This is a genomic window from Paenarthrobacter sp. YIM B13468 (assembly GCF_042788025.1).
GTDB lineage: Bacteria > Actinomycetota > Actinomycetes > Actinomycetales > Micrococcaceae > Arthrobacter > Arthrobacter aromaticivorans.
The window spans coordinates 65,758-87,743 of sequence record NZ_JBHZPI010000014.1 but is presented as its reverse complement, the minus strand read 5'-3'; the positions used below and the strand labels follow the sequence as shown (position 1 = coordinate 87,743).

Annotated in this window: 26 protein-coding genes; 16 read left to right on the top strand and 10 right to left on the bottom strand. The window is 61.0% G+C overall.

Features of this window, described 5'->3' with window-relative positions; translation table 11 throughout:
* Nucleotides 1–73: 73 nt before the first annotated feature.
* The 4 genes from ACFX4T_RS14530 to ACFX4T_RS14515 all read left to right on the top strand — a co-directional run bounded on the left by ACFX4T_RS14530 (nt 74) and on the right by ACFX4T_RS14515 (nt 2,778).
* Complete coding sequence (locus ACFX4T_RS14530) at nt 74–277, top strand: hypothetical protein (RefSeq protein WP_377652474.1); 204 nt, start codon at nt 74–76, stop codon at nt 275–277.
* A gap of 93 nt (nt 278–370) precedes the next feature.
* Nucleotides 371–1,174 carry a DUF1206 domain-containing protein gene (locus ACFX4T_RS14525; RefSeq protein WP_377652473.1) on the top strand — a complete coding sequence of 268 codons (804 nt, stop codon included), beginning with the start codon at nt 371–373 and terminating at the stop codon, nt 1,172–1,174.
* 87 nt (nt 1,175–1,261) lie between these two features.
* On the top strand, nt 1,262–2,197 hold the full coding sequence (locus tag ACFX4T_RS14520) for an SDR family oxidoreductase (RefSeq protein ID WP_216926223.1): 936 nt from the start codon (nt 1,262–1,264) through the stop codon (nt 2,195–2,197).
* Nucleotides 2,198–2,223: 26 nt separating this feature from the next.
* The gene (locus tag ACFX4T_RS14515) at nt 2,224–2,778 is read left to right on the top strand and encodes a cysteine hydrolase family protein (RefSeq protein ID WP_377652472.1); all 555 of its coding nucleotides are present in this window, start codon (nt 2,224–2,226) and stop codon (nt 2,776–2,778) included.
* Between the two features lie 116 nt (nt 2,779–2,894).
* Here ACFX4T_RS14515 and ACFX4T_RS14510 read toward each other — a convergent pair whose 3' ends face one another.
* The 3 genes from ACFX4T_RS14510 to ACFX4T_RS14500 form a co-directional block, all read right to left on the bottom strand.
* Entirely contained in the window at nt 2,895–3,155 is a 261-nt protein-coding gene (locus ACFX4T_RS14510) for a hypothetical protein (RefSeq protein ID WP_216926226.1), read from the bottom strand.
* Nucleotides 3,148–3,420 (bottom strand): GlsB/YeaQ/YmgE family stress response membrane protein, encoded by a 273-nt coding sequence (locus ACFX4T_RS14505; RefSeq protein ID WP_216926227.1) that lies wholly within the window; start codon nt 3,418–3,420, stop codon nt 3,148–3,150. The genes ACFX4T_RS14510 and ACFX4T_RS14505 overlap by 8 nt, the downstream gene beginning before the upstream one ends.
* Nucleotides 3,421–3,733: 313 nt before the next feature.
* Nucleotides 3,734–3,922: a CsbD family protein gene (locus ACFX4T_RS14500; protein ID WP_216926228.1), complete on the bottom strand. Its 189-nt coding sequence runs from the start codon at nt 3,920–3,922 to the stop codon at nt 3,734–3,736.
* A gap of 185 nt (nt 3,923–4,107) precedes the next feature.
* Between ACFX4T_RS14500 and ACFX4T_RS14495 the strand changes: the two genes are divergently transcribed.
* On the top strand, nt 4,108–4,545 hold the full coding sequence (locus ACFX4T_RS14495; RefSeq protein ID WP_216926229.1) for a hypothetical protein: 438 nt from the start codon (nt 4,108–4,110) through the stop codon (nt 4,543–4,545).
* A 115-nt stretch (nt 4,546–4,660) separates the two neighbouring features.
* On the opposite strand, the gene ACFX4T_RS14490 is transcribed toward ACFX4T_RS14495, so the two are convergent.
* On the bottom strand, nt 4,661–5,365 hold the full coding sequence (locus ACFX4T_RS14490; protein ID WP_377652471.1) for an alpha/beta fold hydrolase: 705 nt from the start codon (nt 5,363–5,365) through the stop codon (nt 4,661–4,663).
* A gap of 212 nt (nt 5,366–5,577) precedes the next feature.
* Here ACFX4T_RS14490 and ACFX4T_RS14485 point away from each other — a divergent pair, with 212 nt between their 5' ends.
* The 6 genes from ACFX4T_RS14485 to ACFX4T_RS14460 all read left to right on the top strand — a co-directional run bounded on the left by ACFX4T_RS14485 (nt 5,578) and on the right by ACFX4T_RS14460 (nt 12,074).
* Nucleotides 5,578–7,032, top strand: coding sequence for a fumarylacetoacetate hydrolase family protein (locus tag ACFX4T_RS14485; RefSeq protein ID WP_377652529.1), 1,455 nt, complete (start codon nt 5,578–5,580; stop codon nt 7,030–7,032).
* The gene (locus tag ACFX4T_RS14480) at nt 7,029–7,697 is read left to right on the top strand and encodes a GntR family transcriptional regulator (protein WP_223947254.1); all 669 of its coding nucleotides are present in this window, start codon (nt 7,029–7,031) and stop codon (nt 7,695–7,697) included. The genes ACFX4T_RS14485 and ACFX4T_RS14480 overlap by 4 nt, the downstream gene beginning before the upstream one ends.
* Before the next feature lie 85 nt (nt 7,698–7,782).
* Nucleotides 7,783–9,297, top strand: a complete 1,515-nt coding sequence (gene hpaE, locus ACFX4T_RS14475) for a 5-carboxymethyl-2-hydroxymuconate semialdehyde dehydrogenase (protein ID WP_377652470.1) — start codon at nt 7,783–7,785, stop codon at nt 9,295–9,297.
* 102 nt (nt 9,298–9,399) lie between these two features.
* Nucleotides 9,400–10,497, top strand: coding sequence for a 3,4-dihydroxyphenylacetate 2,3-dioxygenase (gene hpaD / locus ACFX4T_RS14470; RefSeq protein WP_377652469.1), 1,098 nt, complete (start codon nt 9,400–9,402; stop codon nt 10,495–10,497).
* Nucleotides 10,498–10,500: 3 nt separating this feature from the next.
* Nucleotides 10,501–11,286, top strand: coding sequence for a 2-oxo-hept-4-ene-1,7-dioate hydratase (hpaH, locus tag ACFX4T_RS14465; protein ID WP_216926235.1), 786 nt, complete (start codon nt 10,501–10,503; stop codon nt 11,284–11,286).
* On the top strand, nt 11,271–12,074 hold the full coding sequence (locus ACFX4T_RS14460) for an aldolase/citrate lyase family protein (RefSeq protein WP_216926236.1): 804 nt from the start codon (nt 11,271–11,273) through the stop codon (nt 12,072–12,074). Before hpaH ends, ACFX4T_RS14460 begins: the two co-directional genes overlap by 16 nt.
* Here the strand turns inward: ACFX4T_RS14460 and ACFX4T_RS14455 are convergent.
* From ACFX4T_RS14455 to purB, 5 genes are all read right to left on the bottom strand, one after another.
* Nucleotides 12,068–12,460, bottom strand: a complete 393-nt coding sequence (locus tag ACFX4T_RS14455) for a nuclear transport factor 2 family protein (RefSeq protein WP_377652468.1) — start codon at nt 12,458–12,460, stop codon at nt 12,068–12,070. The two genes, ACFX4T_RS14460 and ACFX4T_RS14455, sit on opposite strands and share 7 nt — an antisense overlap.
* A gap of 62 nt (nt 12,461–12,522) precedes the next feature.
* Nucleotides 12,523–12,957 carry an acyl-CoA thioesterase gene (locus ACFX4T_RS14450; protein WP_216926238.1) on the bottom strand — a complete coding sequence of 145 codons (435 nt, stop codon included), beginning with the start codon at nt 12,955–12,957 and terminating at the stop codon, nt 12,523–12,525.
* Between the two features lie 75 nt (nt 12,958–13,032).
* Nucleotides 13,033–13,536 (bottom strand): GNAT family N-acetyltransferase, encoded by a 504-nt coding sequence (locus ACFX4T_RS14445; RefSeq protein ID WP_216926239.1) that lies wholly within the window; start codon nt 13,534–13,536, stop codon nt 13,033–13,035.
* 171 nt (nt 13,537–13,707) lie between these two features.
* Nucleotides 13,708–14,364, bottom strand: a complete 657-nt coding sequence (locus tag ACFX4T_RS14440; protein ID WP_377652467.1) for a histidine phosphatase family protein — start codon at nt 14,362–14,364, stop codon at nt 13,708–13,710.
* Nucleotides 14,365–14,584: 220 nt separating this feature from the next.
* Nucleotides 14,585–15,991, bottom strand: coding sequence for an adenylosuccinate lyase (gene purB / locus ACFX4T_RS14435; protein WP_223947250.1), 1,407 nt, complete (start codon nt 15,989–15,991; stop codon nt 14,585–14,587).
* 166 nt (nt 15,992–16,157) lie between these two features.
* Between purB and ACFX4T_RS14430 the strand changes: the two genes are divergently transcribed.
* Complete coding sequence (locus ACFX4T_RS14430) at nt 16,158–16,469, top strand: hypothetical protein (protein WP_223947249.1); 312 nt, start codon at nt 16,158–16,160, stop codon at nt 16,467–16,469.
* Nucleotides 16,469–17,809, top strand: coding sequence for a hypothetical protein (locus ACFX4T_RS14425; RefSeq protein ID WP_377652466.1), 1,341 nt, complete (start codon nt 16,469–16,471; stop codon nt 17,807–17,809). Before ACFX4T_RS14430 ends, ACFX4T_RS14425 begins: the two co-directional genes overlap by 1 nt.
* Nucleotides 17,810–17,979: 170 nt before the next feature.
* On the opposite strand, the gene ACFX4T_RS14420 is transcribed toward ACFX4T_RS14425, so the two are convergent.
* Nucleotides 17,980–18,408 (bottom strand): phage holin family protein, encoded by a 429-nt coding sequence (locus ACFX4T_RS14420; protein WP_216926244.1) that lies wholly within the window; start codon nt 18,406–18,408, stop codon nt 17,980–17,982.
* A 127-nt stretch (nt 18,409–18,535) separates the two neighbouring features.
* Between ACFX4T_RS14420 and ACFX4T_RS14415 the strand changes: the two genes are divergently transcribed.
* From ACFX4T_RS14415 to ACFX4T_RS14405, 3 genes are all read left to right on the top strand, one after another.
* Nucleotides 18,536–19,654 (top strand): histidinol-phosphate transaminase, encoded by a 1,119-nt coding sequence (locus ACFX4T_RS14415; RefSeq protein ID WP_216926245.1) that lies wholly within the window; start codon nt 18,536–18,538, stop codon nt 19,652–19,654.
* A gap of 149 nt (nt 19,655–19,803) precedes the next feature.
* Entirely contained in the window at nt 19,804–20,997 is a 1,194-nt protein-coding gene (gene pdhA / locus ACFX4T_RS14410) for a pyruvate dehydrogenase (acetyl-transferring) E1 component subunit alpha (protein ID WP_377652465.1), read from the top strand.
* Entirely contained in the window at nt 20,997–21,977 is a 981-nt protein-coding gene (locus ACFX4T_RS14405; RefSeq protein ID WP_377652464.1) for an alpha-ketoacid dehydrogenase subunit beta, read from the top strand. The genes pdhA and ACFX4T_RS14405 overlap by 1 nt, the downstream gene beginning before the upstream one ends.
* Nucleotides 21,978–21,986 lie beyond the last annotated feature (9 nt).

Here is a 21,986-nt window from a genome sequence, read left to right as displayed (position 1 = left end):
CTTGAGGGCCCCGTCCCATGGTTGAACTATCAGCCAATGGAGTTGATGGGAACTCTCCGGAAGGACCACCGAAATGCCTGACCAGATCGCAGCCACGTCCCTGAATACCGGAGCTGCCCACGTGAAGTCCGAGCCCCTCGCGGGTACCGGGGAGGCTGGCGGCCACGGGGGCGAAGTCCCTGGGCAGGCCCATGCCGTCACCACCGTCCGTGAGCACTTCAATCCTTTGGGTGTGGGGCTTCGGAGCATCTGGCCGCAGTCGGTGTGTGGTTTCTAGCAAGCCACCTGGCCCCCGTGGTCTTGTACTCGTTCGAGTGGCACCATGGTGACAAGTCACAAAACAATAAGGAGGCTTGTCATCAAAGAGGAGATGAAGAAGGCTGCTGATGTGGCCGAGGAAGCCTCAAACTCACGTGCCCTGGCTATTGTTGCGAGGGCTGGATACGCCGTCAGCGGACTCCTGCACTTACTCATCGGGGTTATTGCGTTTCAGCTCGCCTTTGGGCGCGGTGGTGAAGCCGACGTCAGTGGCGCTGTTGCCCAACTTGCCGCACAGCCGGTGGGTCCAATCCTGCTCTGGGCGTGCTTCGGCGCGTGCGCTGCCTTGGCCCTGTGGCAATTGGGCAACGCAACCTTCGGCTACCGCAAGGCCTCAGACAACAAGCTTTCCAAACGGCTTTCAGCCGTGGGCCAGGCAATAGTGTTTGCCGGGCTGGCTGCCACCATCCTGTCCTTCACTATGGGTCGGGGGAAAAACAGTCGGGAGTCTGCCAGCGATGTAACTGTGACGCTCATGAAAGCGCCGTTCGGGATAGTCCTGCTTGTTGCACTTGGCGCAGGCATCATGATCACCGGCGTGGTGTTCGTCGTCCGGGGCGTGATGCGGACCTTCGAAAAGGACCTCGCGCTGTCCTACAAGGAACCAACACGGAAGTTCCAATCGGGTGTTGGCGTCGTGGGCTATATCACCAAGGGCATAGCACTGTTGCTCGTAGGCCTGTTGGTGGTCATCGCGGCGGTTCGCGTTCAGCCCGAGCAATCCACAGGTCTTGATGGAAGCCTGCGTGCTTTGCGGGAGCAACCGTATGGTCCGTACCTTCTAGCGGCCGTTGCCGTGGGCCTGATCGCCTACGGACTGTTCCTCTTGGTGAAGGCCAAAACGCTCCGGACCTAGCCCGTGCGTTTAGAGTCCAATGTGCCTGGGTACAGCCAACGGTAGCGTCGCAAGCCGGGAATCAGACATCTGAGAAAGGCCAGAACCATGACTCAATCCGACCCAAACCACAATGGCCAGCAAGCAAACGGCGATCATCGCCTCACCTCGGCCCCCAAGGATCCCCGCAGCGGATATCACTCCGACGAATTTCCCCAGCAGGAACAAGAACAGCCCGGCCTGACCAAACCGTTGAACCCCCAGCCCGATCATGGCGAGTCCAGCTATGTGGGGCATGGCCGCCTGCAGGGCAAGAAAGCCTTGATCACCGGCGGTGATTCGGGCATCGGTGCCGCTGTAGCGATCGCGTATGCCCGCGAAGGTGCGGATGTGGCCATCAGCTATCTTCCGGAGGAAGAAGAAGACGCGAAGTCGACGGCGGAATGGATCCGTGAGTGCGGGGCCCAGGCACTGTTGCTGCCCGGTGATGCGCGCGACGAAAAGTTTGCGGCTGAGATTGTGGAGCGAACGGTGCAGGAGCTCGGCGGCCTCAACGTGGTGGTCCTGAACGCCGCGTATCAAAAGAACCGCGAGGGTTTGGAGACCATTCCTACAGAGGAATTCGATCGGGTTTTCAAGACCAACCTGTACTCGTTGATCTGGACAGCACAAGCTGCGATTCCGCACCTTCGCCCGGGGGCGTCGATCATCGTAACGGCATCTATCCAGGCCTTTAATCCTTCCGCCCAACTTGTGGACTATGCCATGACCAAGGCCGCGCAAGTGGCATTCACCAAAGCCATGGCAGAGGAACTGGGGCCCAAAGGAATCCGTGTCAACGCCGTGGCCCCCGGCCCGATCTGGACGCCGTTGATCCCGGCCACCGAGTGGCCGGACAAGCTTCCCACATTCGGCCAGGACACTCCGCTGGGCCGTGCCGGACAACCTGCTGAGCTGGCACCGGCGTATGTGCTCCTCGCATCTGACGAAGGCTCCTATATCTCGGGCGCTGTGCTTCCGGTGACCGGCGGCAAGGGTCTCTGAGCCAGGACAGGAAAGGGGGTGCGCGCGTGATTGCTGTGCTGGTAATCGACATGCAGAACGCCTTTTTTGAGGAACCGGCCCTGAAACGGCGTCAGGAAGAAGTTGTTGCTGCCTGCAATTCATTGACCAGCGGGGCGCGGGAGGCAGGGGCAAACGTGCTCCTGGTTGGTACCCAGCATGAGAGGGATAAGTCCACGTGGAGCCTGAACATGCTGGACGATGACCAAGGCTTCATCTTCAGGGGAAGCGAACAGGCCAACTTCGTTCCTGGCCTGGTGACCGCCGACTTCCCGCAGATGGTCAAAACCCGCGACAGCGCGTTCTTTGGCACGGACTTGGGGATGCGCCTCAGGAACTGGGATGTGGAAACTGTAATTCTGGCCGGAGTCTCGGCCCACAACTGCGTTGCCCAGACTGCTGCTGATGCTTTCGCCCATAACATCCGGGTCATTTATGCAGCTGAAGCCCTGGCAACGGAGAACCCGGAGTCTGCCGAGGCAGTCCTCCGGGTTCTTACCCGTGAATATCGTCAGAGGGTCTTGCCGCTTGACGAGGTGCTGAAACTTTTGAAGGGCCCCTGACCTCCTGTTCCTGCACCGTTCTACCCCTGCATTGACAGGTCAACAGCAAGAACCCGGAGGCTGCAACTGCAGTCTCCGGGTTCTTGTGTGTTCAGGACCCTGCGGATACCTGACTGTTAAGGGTGTCCTGAGCCGGAAGCTTCGTCATCCGGCTCGGACGAGAACGGCCTGTCCGCGGGCGTGTCCTCCGTATTGTGCTCGTCGAGCTCCGCGTCCGCAGAGGGGACCGTCTTCTCGGCGTAGTCGCCTGCGGTGTAATCCCCGCCGGCGTCTTCTTTCAGGGCCTCGGGCGATGCCCCGGCAGCGCCGTAATCACCTTCTGCGTACTGACCCTCAAGGTCGTCCTGGTTGGTGTTGGGTGTGGTTTCGTCAGCCATGGTGGGCCCGGCGTCCTCCTGTGGCCAGGCCGTAAATCAGCAGGACGATGATGGATCCGCCGATGGCCAGGAGCCACGTTCGAATGGCGAAGAATTCTGTCAGGCCCTCGCCGAAGATCAGGCCGCCGATCCAGCCACCCAACAGGGCGCCAACGACGCCCAGCAGCAAGGTAACAAACCAGCCGCCTCCCTGGCGTCCCGGAAGAATAAGCTTTGCGATAGCCCCAGCCAAAAGGCCGAGCAAAAGAAAACCAAAGAAACCCATTTTTGCTCCTACTTTCTTGTTGATGGAAATTCCATGAACTCGGTGAAGCGGTTCCGTTCATCGGTTGTCAGTTCCAGCGGCTAAGCGCTGTAACGGGGCCGTTCGAGGCCCAGTGGAATATGGGTCGGGATGTTTATTTTGCAAACGCCGACGAATTATTAAATGCAGCCAAAAGCACTCCTGTCCAAGGGGCCGGACCGTAGTACTACAACAGCAACGCTAGCTGGTCCCGGGAACAACAGCAAGTAACCTTGCTATTTTTGCCGGTCGGGGCCCTTGCCCCTCGGGCGGGGTCGTATGGCCTGAAATCCGGCTACTTGTCGCCGAAAGCGTCCTTCGCAGCGTCCTTGACCTTCTCGCCAGCCTGCTTCACATTGGCCGCAGCTTGCTCGCCCGCGCCCTCGGCTTGGAGGTCCCGATCACCAGTGGCTTCGCCGGTCTTTTCCTTGATCTTGCCCGTTGCTTCTTCCGTGGCATTCTTGATCTTGTCATCCAGTCCCATGGTTTTCACTCCTCGGGTTGCCTGTGGTTGTAGCCTGCGGGTTTTCCGCTGGTTGGCATTAAAGTTTAGTCCTGTTTCTCAATTCAGCAAATGTCCGTTAACCGTCCGCCCTTGAAAGCACGCGTGACAGTGGGTGAAGGCCGGACTAGTGTCGTAGGAATAGCACCTCGAAAGGAGTGGGTCCTGTGAAAGGGAAAGCATTGTTCGCCGCCGGCATCGCTGTTGGCTATGTGTGGGGGTCCAAGTCTTGGCCGGAGGTGTATCGGCGCGTTCGCGGAGGCGCCGAAAAGGTCTGGAAGAATCCGGAGGTCCAGGAGAACGTCCATCAGGCCACTGAGACCGTCCAGGAATCAGTCCCGGACATCCTGGACAATCTGTACGCCGCGGGCAAGAAGCTCCTGGAGAAGGCGGAGACCATGTTTCCGGGCATCCTGGACGCGAAGTCCGGGCACCATGACAACTCCAGCACCGGTTCCTCTGCTTCGGCTTCTACCTCAACGCCTCCAGTCAGGTCGGACGTAGTATCCGATCCTGCGCTCGATGATCAGACGGGAAGCGATTGGACGGACGAAGGCGGCGCAGCGCCGGAAGGGCCCGCGACCAACACCCCGGCCAAGCCCTGACTTGCAGCGGCGGGCCTCCGCGTAGATCGTCCGACGGGATTTCCCCCGGGCGAATTCGTCAGGTTTCTGCGCGGACATTTCCTGTGCGGGCTAAGGCGCGTACCGCCGTCGAGCGTTAGTTGGTGCGCTCGACGGCGGCCAGTATGGCTTCGCCCAGTTCACGTGGCTTGGTGAATTGTGGCCAGTGTCCGGTGGGTAGGTCGATGAAATCGACTTTGCGGATGCGTGCGAGTTCTTCTGTGAAGGGGTGCCCTGCGTCCATCATTTCGTTGAGCATGGACGAGGGGAACTCGCAGGCGATGATCGTGGCTGGTACGTCGTAGCGCCGGACGTCATGCAGGTGCTGTTGCTCGAACGCTACGCCCTTGGGTTCTGGAATGGCGCGTGCGCGGAAGGCTTCCTTGAGCTCATCGGTCAGATCGGCGAGGTCCGCGTCCTCAAAGCCTTCCCAAGGGGGCAGCGGAACTTCGTCGCCATCATCGGGCAGTTCATCATTGATCACGCCGCCTTCACCGAGTGGCCCGCTATCCACGTAGACGGCCCGGTCCACTCGATCCGGACGGGCGTCAACAACGCCGTGGATGATTGCGCCACCGCCTGAATGGCCCACCAAGACCACATTGCCGCGTAAAGAATCCACCTTGTCCACCACGGCGTCGATGTGTGTGCGAAGGCCAATCCCGGCGCGTGGCGCGTCAACGGACTCCAGCCCGGGAAGTGTGAGTGGGTGAACCGAGTGCCCAGCTGCCACAAGCGGCGGCGTCACCTCCTCCCACGACGAAGCGTCCAACCAGAAACCGGGTACCAGGATGATGTCCATGCGGGTACCCTACGGGAGTCCGCCGGTGGTACGCACTCATTTCTGCTGGATCATTTGGCAGACCACCTCGTGATGTGGGCTGAAAAAAGGGGGGTTGACGACTGACGCTTCAAGAGTGATAGTTATCGTATACGATTTCGTACTCGATAGATGTTGAATCAGGAGGAGGCGCCGTGACATTGGAGTTTCGGACCGAGGAAGTCAGCCAAGACATGCTGGCCCGTACGCGCAAAGTCATTGCCGTCCACATCAATTACCCTAGCCGCGCGGCCCAACGCGGGCGCACCCCAGGGCAACCGTCGTACTTCTTGAAGCCGCCGTCTTCCTTGGCGCTCGGTTCCGCCGACGCTCCTGGCATCGTTGAGCGCCCTGCCGGCTGCGAATTGCTCGGCTACGAGGGCGAGATCGCCTTGGTGATTGGTAAATCGGCCCGCCGCGTCGGCCTCGAGGATGCCTGGAGCCACGTCGAGTGGGTTACCGCTTCCAACGATCTGGGTGTCTACGATCTTCGTTACGCGGACAAGGGCTCCAACGTCCGTTCAAAGGGAGGCGATGGGTTCACCCCGGTGGGTCCTTTGTTGATCCCAGCCGACGCCGTTGATCCAGCCCAGCTGCGGATCCGCACCTGGCACAACGGCGAACTTGTCCAGGACGACACCACCGAGGACCTGCTCTTCCCGTTCACGCAACTGGTCGCGGACCTTTCCCAGCTGCTCACGCTCGAGGAGGGCGACATTATCCTGACCGGCACACCAGCGGGTGCGTCGGTCGCCAAACCAGGTGACGTCGTCGAGGTTGAGGTCACCGGGGCTAGATTCAGCAGCGGCCGCCTGACCACCAAAGTAGCGGAAGGTACGACGCCGTTCGCGGACTTTGGTGCCAAGCCCAAGGCTGATGACACACAGCGGGAAGAGGCGTACGGATCGCGTGAAGCGGCGGGCCTGCCTGCTGATGTCTCCGTCCTGACGCCCGAGCTGAAGGCCAAGCTGGAAAGCGTCGCAACCGCCACGCTTTCTTCGCAGCTCCGCAAGCGCGGACTGAACAACGTCAGCATCGACGGCTTGCAGGCCACGCGGCCGGACCGCAAGGTAGTCGGCCTTGCCCGGACCCTGCGGTACGTACCCAACCGCGAGGACCTGTTCAAGACCCACGGCGGGGGATTCAATGCACAGAAGCGCGCTATCGATTCCGTGAATGAAGGCGAAATCCTCGTGATGGAAGCCCGCGGCGAGAAGGGCACGGGCACTGTTGGAGACATCCTTGCCCTGCGCGCCCAGATCCGTGGAGCCGCTGCGATCATTACCGATGGTGGCGTCCGCGATTACTCCGCAGTGGCCGATCTGGAGATGCCAACCTACTTCGCGAACCCGCACCCGGCAGTCCTGGGGCGCCGGCACATTCCGTGGGATACGGACATCACCATCGCGTGCGGTGGCGCAACAGTCCAGCCGGGAGACATCATTGTTGCCGACTCGGATGGCATCCTGGTGATCCCGCCGGCCCTCGCTGAGGAATTGGCGGACGACTGCATTCAGCAGGAGAAGGAAGAGACGTTCATCTTCCAGATGGTCAAGGAAGGCAACAGCGTGGACGGGCTTTACCCGATGAACAAGGAATGGCAGGCCAGGTTTGCGGACTGGCAGAGCCGGCAAGGGAGCCAAAAGTGACTGAAACCGCCGTCGAAAGCGCCGCTGCCCAAAGCAAGTCCCAACAGGCTTATACCGCCGTCAAGGCCAGGATCGTGGAAGGCATCTACACGCCGGGTTACCGGCTGGTACTCGCAAAGATTGCCGAGGACCTGGGCTTCAGCGTGGTCCCCGTGCGGGAAGCGATCCGCCGCTTGGAAGCCGAAGGTCTGGTGAAGTTCGAGCGGAACGTTGGTGCCACAGTCTCCGGGATTGATCCCACGGAGTACCTGTACACCATGCAGACGCTGAGCATTGTGGAGGGTGCGGCTACCGCGCTGTCCGCACCGTTGATTGATTCTGTTGCGATTGCCCGGGCCCGCGCCGTGAACGAGGAAATGCGGGAATGCCTGGAGCACTTCGATCCGGTTCGTTTCACTGCATTGAACCAGGACTTCCACAGTGTCTTGTTTGAGCACTGCCCCAATCCGCACATTCTGGACTTGGTCCATCGGGGATGGAACCGGCTGGCATCGCTTCGATCGTCTACGTTCCGCTTCGTTCCCGGCCGCGCGCAGGAATCGGTGCAAGAACACGAAGCGTTGCTGCAGCTCATCGAGTCTGGAGCGGACGCCGACACGATCGAACACGCCGCCCGCCGCCACCGCGCCGCAACACTGGACGCGTACCTCGCCACCACCAACTAAAGCAACCCGGGGTCACTTACGGCCCATAAACGCACCCAACATGGGCCGTAACTGACCCCGCGTTGGATGAAGAAGGAAGACAACGATGACGACCCCTGTAGAAACATCAGCAAAGCATCACGTGCCAGAGAACCTGCCCACGCACATCCAGCACTTCATCAACGGTGAGTTCGTAGACTCCGTTTCCGGGAAGACCTTTGATGTCCTGGATCCGGTATCCAACGGAAATTACGCAACGGCAGCGGCCGGCCAGAAGGAAGACATCGACCTCGCTGTGGCCGCAGCCCGTGAAGCGTTCGTCAATGGCCCGTGGCCGAAGATGAAGCCGCGCGAACGTGCTCGTGTGCTGAACAAGATCGCCGACGCCGTGGAGGCCCAGGAAGAGCGCCTCGCCGAGCTGGAGACCTTTGATACCGGCCTGCCGATCACACAGTCCAAGGGCCAGGCGTTGCGCTCAGCCGAGAACTTCCGTTTCTTCGCTGACCTGATCGTGGCACAGTTCGATGACGCCATGAAGGTCCCCGGGTCACAGATCAACTACGTGAACCGCAAGCCGATCGGCGTCGCCGGCTTGATCACGCCGTGGAACACCCCGTTCATGCTTGAGTCCTGGAAACTCGCTCCGGCACTGGCTACCGGCAACACCGTGGTCCTCAAGCCCGCCGAGTTCACGCCGCTCTCGGCCTCGCTCTGGGCTCAGATCTTCAAGGATGCGGGACTGCCTGACGGCGTGTTCAACCTGGTCAACGGCTTGGGCGAAGAGGCCGGCGACGCACTGGTAAAGCACCCTGAGGTACCGCTGATCTCCTTCACCGGTGAGACCACCACCGGCCAGACGATTTTCCGCAACGCAGCAGCCAACCTCAAGGGCCTGTCCATGGAGCTCGGCGGGAAGTCCCCGTGCGTCGTGTTTGCCGATGCCGACCTTGATGCCGCTATCGACTCGGCCCTATTCGGGGTGTTCTCGTTGAACGGCGAACGCTGTACCGCCGGTTCCCGCATCCTGGTGGAACGGGCCATTTACGACGAATTCTGCGAAAAGTACGCCGCCCGCGCCAAGAACATCGTGGTGGGCGATCCCCACGATCCCAAGACCCAGGTAGGTGCGCTGGTCCACCCGGAGCATTACGAAAAAGTGGCGTCCTACGTGGAGATCGGCAAGTCCGAAGGCAGGCTCCTGGCTGGCGGCGGCCGACCCGAGCACCTGCCCGAAGGCAACTACATCGCACCGACCGTGTTTGCCGACGTCGCGCCTGATGCGCGGATCTTCCAGGAAGAAATCTTCGGGCCGGTTGTGGCTATCACGCCGTTCGAGAACGACGACGAAGCCCTCGCCTTGGCGAACAACACCAAGTACGGCCTGGCGGCCTACATCTGGACCCAGAACCTGACCCGGGCGCACAACTTCTCCCAGAACGTCGAAGCCGGCATGGTGTGGCTTAACAGCCACAACGTCCGCGACCTCCGCACCCCGTTCGGGGGCGTCAAAGCTTCCGGCCTGGGCCACGAGGGCGGCTACCGGTCCATCGATTTCTACACCGACCAGCAGGCCGTGCACATCACCCTCGGCTCCGTGCACACCCCCAAGTTCGGCGCCTAAACCCAACTAGGTCGCAATAGTGCGCGTTTTGAGCCCCCAAAACGGCATCTACTGCTACTCAGTTGGGTTCCACAACCACCCTTTCAACGAAGAGAGACCATCATGAGCAACCCCTTCACCGGCCCCATCCCGACGCCCACGGTTCCGGCCCCGGATATCGTCCGCTGCGCGTACTTGGAACTCGTGGTCACGGACCTCGCCAAGTCCCGTGCGTTCTACGTGGACCTCCTCGGCCTGCACGTCACCGAGGAAGACGAGAACACCATCTACCTGCGCTCCTTCGAGGAGTTCATCCACCACAACCTGGTCCTCCGGAAGGGCCCGGTAGCCGCAGCCGCCGCCTTCGCGTACCGGGTGAAGTCCCCGGCCGAAGTAGACGCCGCCGAGGCCTACTACCGTGAACTGGGCTGCAGGGTGGAGCGCTGCAAGGAAGGCTTCACCAAGGGCGTGGGCGACTCCGTCCGCGTCGAGGACCCGCTGGGTTTCCCGTACGAATTCTTCTACGACGTGGAGCACGTGGAACGCCTCACCCAGCGCTATGACCTCTACTCCGCCGGCGAGCTCGTCCGCCTGGACCACTTCAACCAGGTCACCCCGGATGTCCCGCGTGGCCGCAAGTACCTCGAAGACCTCGGCTTCCGCGTCTCCGAAGACATCAAGGACTCCGACGGCGTCACGTACGCCGCGTGGATGCACCGCAAGCAGACCGTGCACGACACCGCGTTGACGGGCGGCAACGGACCCCGCCTGCACCACATCGCGTTCTCCACGCATGAGAAGCACAACATCATCCAGATCTGCGACAAGATGGGCGCCCTGCGCATCTCCGACCGCATCGAACGAGGCCCCGGACGCCACGGCGTGTCCAACGCGTTCTACCTCTACATCCTGGACCCGGACGGCCACCGCGTGGAGATCTACACCCAGGACTACTACACCGGCGACCCGGACAACCCCACTGTCACTTGGGACGTCCACGACAACCAGCGCCGCGACTGGTGGGGCAACCCCGTAGTCCCGTCCTGGTACACCGAAGCCTCCCTGGTCTTGGACCTCGACGGCAACCCGCAGCCCATCATCGAACGCGAAGACAAGTCCGAAATGGCCGTCACCGTCGGCGCGGACGGCTTCTCCTACACCCGTCCCGAAGGCGCCTCCGGTGGGGCTACTGAAGGATTCAAACTGGGGGCGCAGGTCTAAACCATGATGGACGCGAAGACGATCGAAGCAATTGCCGACGAACTGCTCGACGCCGGCCGGAACCGCAAGCCGGTCCCGCGCCTCACCGCCCGCTACCCTGACATGACGGTGGAGGATTCCTATGCCGTCCAGCAGTTGTGGCGGCGACGGAACGAGGAAGCCGGGCGCACGTTGGTGGGGCGCAAGATCGGCCTCACGTCCAAGGCCATGCAGGCCGCAACCGGCATCACTGAACCGGACTATGGGGCGATCTTCGATGACATGGTCCTGGAAACCGGCTGCTCCGTGCAATGGGACCAGTACACGCACCCGCGCGTTGAAGTGGAGCTCGCGTTCGTGCTGAAGGACGCACTCAAGGGGCCTGGCTGCACGATTTTCGATGTACTCAACGCCACCGATTACGTGGTTCCGGCCCTCGAAATCCTGGACTCCAGGATCGAAATGGAGGGCCGGACCATCGTGGACACTATCTCGGACAATGCCGCGATGGGGGCCATGGTGATTGGCGGCCGACCAGTACGTCCCGACGCCGTCGACCTCCGCTGGGTCTCTGCGATCCTGTACAAAAACCAGACCGTGGAAGAGACCGGAGTGGCAGCCGGAGTGCTTGATCACCCGGCCAACGGCGTGCACTGGCTGGCCAATAAAATCGCCGCGCACGGGGACTCGATGAAAGCCGGAGATATTATTCTTGCGGGCTCGTTTACCCGGCCCTTGTGGGTGTACAAAGGTGATACCGTGCACGCGGACTACGGACCGTTGGGAGTCGTGACATGCAACTTCGACTGAGCCCCACCTTCTATTCGGCCCTCTCAGAGGCTGGCCGTCCGTTGGCTGGAATGTGGGTTTGTTCCGGTAGCCCCTTGGTGGCTGAGGTGTGTGCGGGATCCGGGCTGGACTGGCTGTTGATCGACGCCGAGCACAGTCCCAATGGCCTCGAATCGATCCTTGCACAGCTCCACGCCGTGAGTGGCTACCCCATTCAGGCCATGGTCCGGCCGCCGGTCAACGACACCGTGGTCATCAAGCAATACCTTGACCTCGGAGTACAGAATCTCCTGATTCCCATGGTGAATTCTGCGTTCGACGCCGCGTCTGCGGTGGCCGCCGTCCGGTACCCGCCCCTGGGCGTACGTGGTGTGGGTTCTGCTTTGGCCAGGGCTTCGCGCTGGAACCGAGTTCCTAACTACCTTGCTGCTGCTTCGGAATCGATCAGCCTCACAGTTCAGATTGAATCCGAGGCAGCGGCTTCGGCTGTGGAGGAAATCCTGGCAGTCGATGGCGTGGACGGCATCTTCCTTGGCCCCTCGGACCTCGCAGCTTCCATGGGTTTGCTGGGACAGCAGGAAAATCCCTTGGTGAGGGCCGTCGTCGAGCATTGCCTTGAAGCTGCCAAAGCGGCCGGCAAGCCAGCCGGCGTGAACGCCTTCAATGAGTCCACCGCCCGCGCCTATCTCGACGCCGGTGCCTCCTTTGTGCTGGTAGGCGCCGATGTTGCGGTGCTCGCCCGGGCCTCGGAAGGGTTCGCCTCTACGTTCATTCCTGTGTCCGAATCGGCGGAGCGCGACAGCTACTGAGCCATTTCCTCGGTTGTAGTGTCGGGCGTGGATTCCTTTCGAGCCATGTACCACTCGGTGAATTCGCGCGCACGGCCGTCCTCGGCAAAGCGGATGACCCAAAGGTTGTCGTAGGTGGGCTCGCCGTTGAGGTATGTAGTCACGGCCTGGACGAAAGCCGTGTCACCATCCTGGCCAAGGAGCGTCCACTCGAAGGTCCAATCTTCAGGCTTGTCTCCGGCGTCCGACCATGATTTGACGATTTCTTCATGGCCGTTCCATGGTGATTCAGTGTTCGGCCTGTCGTGGTAGATGGCGTCCTCAGTGAACAACGCCCGGATGTCATCGGGCTCATTCGAGGTCCACGCACGTATGTATTGGCTCATCCAGGAGTTCACGTCGGTCATGCCTCCGTTCTACCCTCCAGGACCCTGGGGTTCAACGGTATAAACGCCCGACGGCGCGTGGTTCAGTCCTCGTGCAGGGTTTCAGTCAGGTGATGGGTTGGGATGCGGTCCCGGTCGTACGTGATTTCCGTGTAGCCGTGGGGCTGCGGGCGGCCATCAGCGCCCAAGTTCACGAACACGATTTCCTCGATGGTCAGGATGCTCTGCCGGGTGATCATGTTCCGGACCTCGGCGCGCATGGTCAAGGACGTGCGGCCGAAGCGTTTGGCCGTCAGCCCCATTTCGATGAGGTCGCCCTGAACGGCTGAGCTCACGAAGTTGATTTCGGAGATGTACTTGGTGACCGCGCGGCCATTGCCCAACTGGAGGATGGCGTAGATCGCGGCCTCTTCATCGATCCACTTCAGCAGGCTTCCACCGAAGAGTGTGCCGTTGGCATTGAGGTCCTCGGGCCGCACCCATTTGCGCGTGCGGAAGGTGATGTCTGCTTTTTCCATTTTCCGAGATTATCTGACTACCGCAGCGCGTGCCGGATGTTGCGCGACGCTTGGTTGCTGCCGGGTCTCAGGTGTTTAGGCCATCGCAGTGTGGGAGGCGCTATGGGAGTTGATCCGTTTGGAGTAGCAGTAAGACCCATTTACGCCGACGTACGGCGCAAAATTAGGAACTTCGGCGAATCCGGCGCTTACATAGAAGCTCCGTCCATCAGACTGCGCTGATCCTGCCTCAGCTGCGATGACGCTGAAGCCATGTGAGTGGGCCTGCGCTTCGAGTGCCGCCAGGATGGAGCTTGCGACTCCTGATCCCCGCGCGTAGGGAACCACGTACAATCGCTTGATTTCAGCTGTGTTCTCGTCCAACATCCTCAGGCCGCCGCACCCGAGGGGCTGTCCGGAGCATTTCTCGTAAGCCACAACAAAAACCGCCGTGTCAGCTTCCGAGGGCGGGGGACCGGGCTCATGATCCGTGGTTCCGAAACGGGCGTCCAGTTCAGCTTGTTGCGCGGCGCGGAGGTCAGCGCCTACCGGGTTCGCCCAGGTGACCTGCCGGATGTTGAGCCGGGGGTTGGTCTGCATCGATGCCTCATTTCGCTTGGTTTCGCTGAGGTGTTTATGCGTCTTAAGCCTAGGAAGCCGTGGTTACCGCCGTGTTTCCTGCGCGTAAGCTTCGGGAGAATTGCTGATTTTTCTCGCGTTGCGGGGCCTGCTCTGCGCCTTCGCGCGGGAATTTGGCGCGCAAAGCTGGCCTCACAACGCCTCGCCTGTTGGGTCCTCGGCCGTCTGGTCCGCCAAGGCGAGCCCACCCACGGGAATCTGGTCCCAATGAAGCACGTGCCACCCTGATTCCGGATCACCTTCGAGTGCCACGATTCCGGTATTGGGCAATTGATGGGTTTCAGCAAAGAGAGTGTCAATATCCTCTGCCCTGCGGCCTGCCCAGCAGCGGATTGCTGCGCCGTGGCTGACGATGGCCGCCGTCGAATGTCCTGCCGCCGCAACCTTCTCCACAGAGGCATCGAAGCGGGCAAAGAAGTCATGGCCGTTGAAGGCGCCCGGCATGCGAACGTCGAGGTCGCCGTCAGACCAGGCGAACACCGTCCTCATGTAGCGCATATGCGACTCATGATCGGTCTTCTTCTCCAGAGCACCCGCCTCGATCTCGTGGACGCCGTCCAGGATTTCCGGTTCCAGACCCGTGGCGGCGGCGAGCGGTATCACCGTCCGCTGGGTCCGGAGAAGCGTGGAAGTGTAGAGCGCCTGAATGGACTCGTCTGCAAGAGCCTCCGGGAGCGCCTCCGCTTGCCGCTCGCCGAGTTCCGTCAGTCCAGGGCCAGGAAAGGCAGTATCCAGTTGGCCGGCCACGTTGCTGGGGGTCTGTCCGTGCCTGATCAGTAGGAGCTTCATGGGTGCTCCGCTCCTTACTTCGTAGCTGTCTGGTTGCGCTGGTGGGTTCCATCAGCTTAAAGGCAGCGTTGAATGGCTGTGCTGATTTAGTAGACGTCGGCGGGTTAACGAGGACAGCGGGTACGGCAGTGGGCTACTCGACGACAGCGCCTTAACGCCTTAAACGCGAACGGCGGGCCGAGGCATCCAGCCCCGGTCCGCCGTCGTCAAGCGTTTGTTGCTACTTCAGGTGGTCCACCAATTTGTCGGCGATGCCGGTGTACTTGCCCGGGGTGAGGGCGAGCAGGCGGGCTTCGGCATCGGCCGACAGGCCAAGCCCCTGCACGAATTCCTGCATCCGGGCGCCATCCACGCGCTGGCCGCGGGTGAGATCCTTCAGGCGCTCGTAGGGGTTCTCCATGCCTTCCACACCGGCAATGGCCTCAGCACGCATGACCATCTGGATCGCTTCGCCCAGGACTTCCCAGTTGGTGTCGAGGTCGCCCGCAAGCACTTCCTCGGCGACGTCAAGCGCCTTGAGGCCCTTGGCTACATTGGAGATCGCCAGCAGGGAGTGGCCAAAGGCGACGCCGATGTTGCGCTGTGAGGAGGAGTCCGTGAGGTCACGCTGCCAGCGGGAAGTAACCAGCGTTGCACCAAGGGTGTCCAGCAGGCCATTCGAGATTTCGAGGTTGGCCTCGGCGTTTTCGAAGCGGATCGGGTTGACCTTGTGCGGCATGGTGGAGGATCCGGTGGCACCGGCAACGGGAATCTGCCGGAAGTATCCGATGGAGATGTAGCTCCAGATGTCCGTGCAGACGTTGTGCAGGATGCGGTTGAAGCGGGCAATATCGGCGTAGAGCTCTGCCTGCCAATCATGGCTTTCGATCTGCGTGGTGAGCGGGTTCCAGGTGAGGCCCAGTCCTTCTACGAAGGTCTTGGCAACAGCTTCCCAGTCGGCGCTAGGGACGGAAGCAACGTGTGCCGCGTATGTGCCCGTGGCACCGTTGATCTTGCCCAGGTATTCGGTCTTGGAGATCCGTGCCAGCTGGCGGCTCAGGCGGTGCGCGATGACCGCCAGTTCCTTGCCGAGCGTGGTGGGCGTGGCGGGCTGGCCATGTGTGCGGGACAGCATGGGAACCGAGCGGTTGGCTTCGGCCATGGCCTCGATCTGCTGGACCAGTGCGGTGGCGTTGGGGAGCCAAACATCCTCTACGGCGCCCTTGATGCCAACAGCGTAAGAGAGGTTGTTGATGTCCTCTGACGTGCAGCCGAAGTGGACCATGGCTGTCAGGTTTTCGATGCCAATCGCGGGCAGGCGGCGGCCGATGTAGTACTCCACTGCCTTGACGTCGTGGACAGTGACGGCCTCGATCTCGGCGAGTTCGTTAACCGATGCGGCGTTGAATTCGGTGACGATGGCACGGAGCTGTGAAACCTGCTCGTCCGTCAGGGGACCCGCGCCGGGCAGCACCGACTGGCTGGTCAGGTGGATCAGCCACTCAACCTCAACGTGAACGCGATCTCGGTTCAATGCGGCCTCGGACAGGTAGTCAACGAGGGGCGCGACGGCGGCACGGTACCGGCCATCGAGGGCGCCAAGAGCGAGGGGTTCAGAAGCGAGGGACACGCGAGGGGATTCAGCCATGCTGCCTATTCTTTCATGATCCGTGGAGGCGCCCGAGTTGGTGACTGCGCTATGTGGACAGCCGCCCGGGTTATCCACATAGCCGACGGCGGCGCTTCCGCCCGGTTCCGCGGCTCCGTAGCGTCATACCAACCGATCAGCAGAACAATCAATGGAGTACACGGACATGAGCGTCGGCTTGATGCCTGCAGCCACCCCACCCACCTTCGATCCCTTGGAGTGTGCCTCGCGCAGTCACGAGGTCCAACGGCTCGCTTGGCGAATTAAGTCGTGCGTGGATCAGACGGATGCCGTGCTGGCATCCTTGCGGCGGACCCAGTTGGAAGAGTGGCAGTCTCCCGCCGGAAGTGCATACAGGACAACCATTGCGCTTCACGCGTCGGCGCTAATGCGTGCACGGGCATCATTGGAAGACGCTGCTGCCTCAGTACTCCGTCATTCCCAGAACGTCGCCGTCTCCGGCGGGAGGGGCTACTGATGGCTGATGTTGCTCCTGTTGGCGCGGGTTCAACCCCTCAACCTACGGCACCCGCCACCGATGGGATCCTCAGCATTCGTGGCGGAGTGGGCGGAATATCCTGCCAGTTGGAAGAGCTCCTGCGTGGAGCGGCGCTGCTTGACGAGTTGATCCAACAATTAATTGGTGTGGAAGCAGAAACCCGCAGGGTGAAGGCTGATTTGGGGCCTTACCTCTTCGACTCGTACGCCTCGGGGTGCGCCGCGATCGATGCGGTGGCTGAAAGCGGTCAGGACGTAGGCAGGGTGCGTCAGGAATTGGTTGGTGTCACCGCGAGTGTGCGGTCCAGCCATAACGATTACGTGCAAACAGAGGTCCGGAACCTGTACCCGCGGATATTGAGGCCTGATGAGATGAAGATGTCAGGTGCACCGTGGCTACCTGGCCGGGACATCATGCACAACGTGGCCACAAGCATCATTCCCCCGGGGATGGAGGCTCGGAGCATCATGCGTGGACTTCTGCAATCACCCCTCGTTCCCGGACTGAGGCCGCGCCCGGTGAGCATCGAGAAGATCGACGAGTCGATCGAGCAAGTGGATCCGTCCATGGCGGAAAGCCTCCGGCGACTCGAGCAACTTCATGCCCGGGGCGATGGAGAAATTGAGATCATCCAGCTCGACCACAATGGCTCGTCCTCTTGGATGGTGTTGATTCCGGGAACACAACCTAAAGCACCAGATACCAATCCTTTCGACATGCCGGGTGTTGGTGAAGCCCTCGGTTACAACTCTGAAGAAGTGGTGCCGGCTATTGGTCAGGCATTGCGGGAAGCGGGCGCTGAAGCCGGCGAGCAGGTGGTGGCAGTCGGTCATAGCCAAGGAGGCGCTCACGCCATGAACCTCAGCCAGAACGAGGCATTCCTCAGCGAATTCGATCTGCGGTACGTCCTAACGGCTGGAGCCCCCGTTGGCGGTATCAGCCCGGAACCAGGAATTGCTGCGTTGCATCTGGAGCATGTCCAGGATTGGGTCCCGAGTTCGGATGGCCGGTTAAACCCGGATACCAAGGACAGGGTCACTGTCACGCTGAACAATGACGTCAAAACGCCCGAGGGGGAAGGCCATGGCTTGGGACCCGGTCATAGCCTGGATAACTACGCAGCAGGCGCCGAATTGGTCACGGCGAGTCAGGATGCCTCGCTTGCGGCTTCTACCGCGGCGTTCGCGGGTGTTGTTGGTGTAGGCGGGGCGGCAAAGGTGACGCATTTCAAACTGCAACGGGCACCCGTGCCGGACAAAAAGCCGGGCCTGCGGAACCCCAATCTTCCAGAGACGCGATCCGTGGCCGGGGCGCGGTAAGTACGGGGCGCGGTAAGTACAGGGCGCGGTAAGTACGGGGCGCGTCAGTACAGCGCCGTTAGTACAGGGCACCGCAAATGCGCGGCACGGTAAGTACGGTACGCGGTAATACAGCCCGATGGTGGGTGCAGCCCAAGCGGTACGTGGGTCGCCAGCTGCGGGAACTGCATCTAGCGTTTGCGGGCCCCTGGGATGAGGCCGGCAACCAAGCTGATGATGCTGATGATGATCGAGGCGAGGATGGCTGTCCAGAAGAATGAGTCAATGGTGAGGTGCACAGGCGTAAAGCTGCTCAGCCACGCTGTCAGGTACAGCATGGCTGCGTTGATGATGATCGTAAACAGCCCCAGGGTCAGGATCGTCACAGGGAGGGACAGGATCTTCACCAGCGGGCGCACGAACGCGTTGACCACCCCAAAAATCAGGCCGATAAAGAGGTAAGCCAAGACGATGCCTGCTGCATCCGCGCCCTCTGTGATCCCCGCGTTGGCTGCCGCCTTCTCAGTGGCAGAGGAGGAGATCTCCAGTCCCTCCAACAGCCAGCTGGCGATCCACAGAGCTAGACCATTGATCAGGACGCGAACGATGAATGAACCCATGCGCCCATGCTTTCACACTCGTCTGTGGCTCGGCTGGGACATCACTAAAGGAGAGGTAGCTTGATGAGGATGAACGTTGGCGGCCGAACACCCCAAACGCCGCAGGCGTGCAAGTAGGCTTGAATCCATGACTACTACTGACAACGCACCGGAGGGCGTACTCCCTCGACCGGTCGTGGACAGGCTCCCCAAGTACGCGGCTGGTAAACCCCCCGCTGCGATCGAGGGCCTCACCAGCTACAAATTGTCGTCCAATGAAAACCCGCTGCCTCCGATCCCTGCAGTGTTGCAGGCCATCGCAGATCAGACCGACATCAACCGCTACCCAGACCCCCTTGCAACCAAATTGCGCAATGCTTTGGCTCACTTCCTTGATGTCCCAGCTGACGACGTCGTCACCGGTGCAGGAAGCCTCGGCGCACTCAACCAGATTCTTGCCACCTTTGCGGGCCAGAATGACGACGGCAAGTCGGATGAGGTGATCTACGCCTGGCGCTCCTTCGAGGCCTATCCCATTTGTGTGGGCCTTGCCGGAGCGGCCAGCGTGCAGATTCCGTTGCTTCCGGATGGCCGTCACGATCTCGAAACCATGGCTGCCGCGGTTACTGTGCGCACCAAGGTGATCCTGCTCTGCACCCCGAACAACCCCACCGGGCCCATCCTTACGGCTGAGGAAACGGAGCGGTTCATCCAGTCGGTGCCGCCCAACGTGGTGGTGGTGATTGATGAGGCCTACCAGGAATTCGTCCGCGACCAAGCTGCTGTAGACGGGATCAAGCTCTACCGGAAATACCCCAATGTTGTGGTGCTGAGGACTTTCTCCAAAGCCCACGGGTTGGCGGGACTGCGCGTTGGCTACAGTGTTTCCGGCCCACAGCTCACCCAGCACCTTCGGGTCACGGCTACACCCTTCGCCGTTTCGCAAATTGCAGAACGCGCCGCGATTACATCCCTCGAGAATTTCGACCAGGTTGTCGAAAGGGTACAAAGCCTGGTGGACGAGAGAGACCGCGTCACCTCGGGTCTCCGCGATCTCGGATGGTTCGTGCCGGAAGCCCAAGGGAACTTCGTTTGGTTGAACCTAGGCGCGAACAGCGGCGAGTTTGCGGCGTTGGCAGCCGAGCAGGCCTTGTCTGTCCGGGCCTTCGGCAATGAGGGAGTGCGGGTCAGCATTGGTGAAGTGGAAGCCAATACACGGTTCCTGAAACTCTGTGCAGGTTATACAAAGGCTCCGCACAGTTCCTAGCGGTTAACAAATGCGCCTACGCTACTTACTGCCGATAAAGTAAGGACGAAAGCCAAAATATATGCCCATTCCGGAATGCATTCCGGAATGGGCATATATCCCAGCGACAGACATTGCCCGGCACTAGCTGCGGCAAGCAAGGAGACGGAATGGGCTCGACACAACTGCCCCCCGGGACCGACGAAACTCTGGCGGCAACCTCAGCGGCTGTAACTGCCTCGGGTGAACCCGTAGATATGGTCCAGTTGCTCGGCCCTGACGGAAAGCTAGGCACCGATCCCGTCTTCTCTGACTATGCCAAGCGTATAGATCCTGAAAAGCTCCGCGTCTTTTATGCCGACATGGCCAGGATCCGCCGTTTTGACCAGGAAGCCACCGCTCTGCAGCGTCAAGGTGAGCTCGCATTGTGGGTGCCCCTGACCGGTCAAGAGGCCGCCCAGATCGGCTCGGCACACGCCAGCCAGCCCCAGGACTACATTTTCCCCACTTACCGTGAACACGGTGTCGCCCTGGTGCGAAACGTGGACCTTGCTGAATTGTTGAAACAGTTCCGCGGAGTCTCCAACGGAGGCTGGGACCCGCGCGGGAACAACTTCCACCTCTACACCTTGGTCCTGGCCGCCCAAACGCTTCACGCCGTGGGCTACGCCATGGGCATCCAGCGGGACCAGAAGCTCGCGGTTGCCGGTGAGTCCAATGATCCCAAGGCTGCCGTGATTGCCTACTTCGGAGACGGCGCCAGCTCCGAAGGCGACGTCCACGAATCAATGGTTTTCGCTGCCTCGTACGATGCCCCGGTTGTCTTCTTCTGCCAGAACAACCACTGGGCCATCTCTGTGCCCACCGAAGTCCAGACCAAGGTCCCGTTGGCCAACCGTGCCAAGGGCTACGGTTTCCCGGGAATCCGTGTGGACGGCAACGACGTCATTGCCGTCCATGCCGTCACTGAATGGGCCCTTGAGCATGCCCGTGAAGGCCGGGGCCCTGTGCTCATCGAGGCTTACACCTACCGGGTTGGCGCACACACTACAGCTGACGACCCCACCAAGTACCGCGAACTGGCTGAAGAAGCCGCGTGGCGTGAGAAGGATCCGCTGGAGCGTTTGGAGAAATACCTGAGGACTGAAGGGCTCGCCGATGAAGCCTTCTTCGATCAGGTGCAGGCCGACGGCGATGAGCTGGCCAAGTATGTCCGCAGCACCACGCATGGCCTTGAGGTGCCGGACATCCGCGATTCTTTCGCCAACGTCTACGCCGAAGCACACCCGCTGATTGCGGAGGAACAGGCGTGGTTCGAAGAATACTCGGCAGGCTTCGAAACCGAACAGGAGGCAGCTAACTGATGGCAACAATGACCATTGCAAAGGCCATCAACGAAGGTCTCCGAACATCGCTGAAGAGCAACCCGAAGTCCCTCTTGATGGGCGAGGACATCGGGCACCTCGGTGGCGTTTACCGGGTGACGGACGGCCTGATCAAGGAATTCGGTGCGGACCGTATCGTCGATAGCCCTCTGGCCGAGTCCGGCATCGTTGGTACTGCGATTGGGCTCGCTTTGCGTGGCTACTCTCCTGTGTGCGAAATCCAGTTCGATGGCTTCGTCTATCCGGCCTTCAACCAGATCACCACGCAGTTGGCCAAGATCCATGCCCGCAGCCATGGCCGGCTGACTGTTCCTGTGGTTATTCGGATCCCGTACGGTGGCGGCATCGGTTCGATCGAGCACCACTCCGAATCCCCGGAAGCGTTGTTCGCGCACACCGCTGGCCTCCGTATCATTTCGCCGTCCAACGCGCACGATGCTTACTGGATGATCCAGAAGGCCATTGAGTGCCAGGACCCCGTGATCTTCTTCGAGCCCAAGCGCCGCTACTGGCTCAAAGGCGAAGTGGATGTTGAGAATGCAGGCCTGTCAGAAGACCCCTTCAAAGCACACGTGGTCCGTGAAGGTACGGACGCCACGATTGTGGCCTACGGCCCGTTGGTTCCGGTTGCCCTGGCTGCAGCAAACGCCGCAATCGAGGATGGACGCAGCATCGAGGTCATTGATCTCCGCTCCATCTCGCCTTTGGACTTCGACACCGTTGAGGCGTCGGTCAAGAAGACCGGCCGCCTGATCGTCGCCCACGAAGCACCCACGTTCGGGGGCATCGGCGGAGAAATTGCCGCCCGGATCAGCGAACGGGCGTTCCTGCACCTTGAAGCACCTGTGATCCGCGTTGGCGGTTTCCACATGCCATATCCCGTGGCCAAGGTTGAAGAGGACTACTTGCCGGACATCGACAAGATCCTCGAAGCGCTCGACCGCTCCCTGGCTTACTAAACCGCCCTG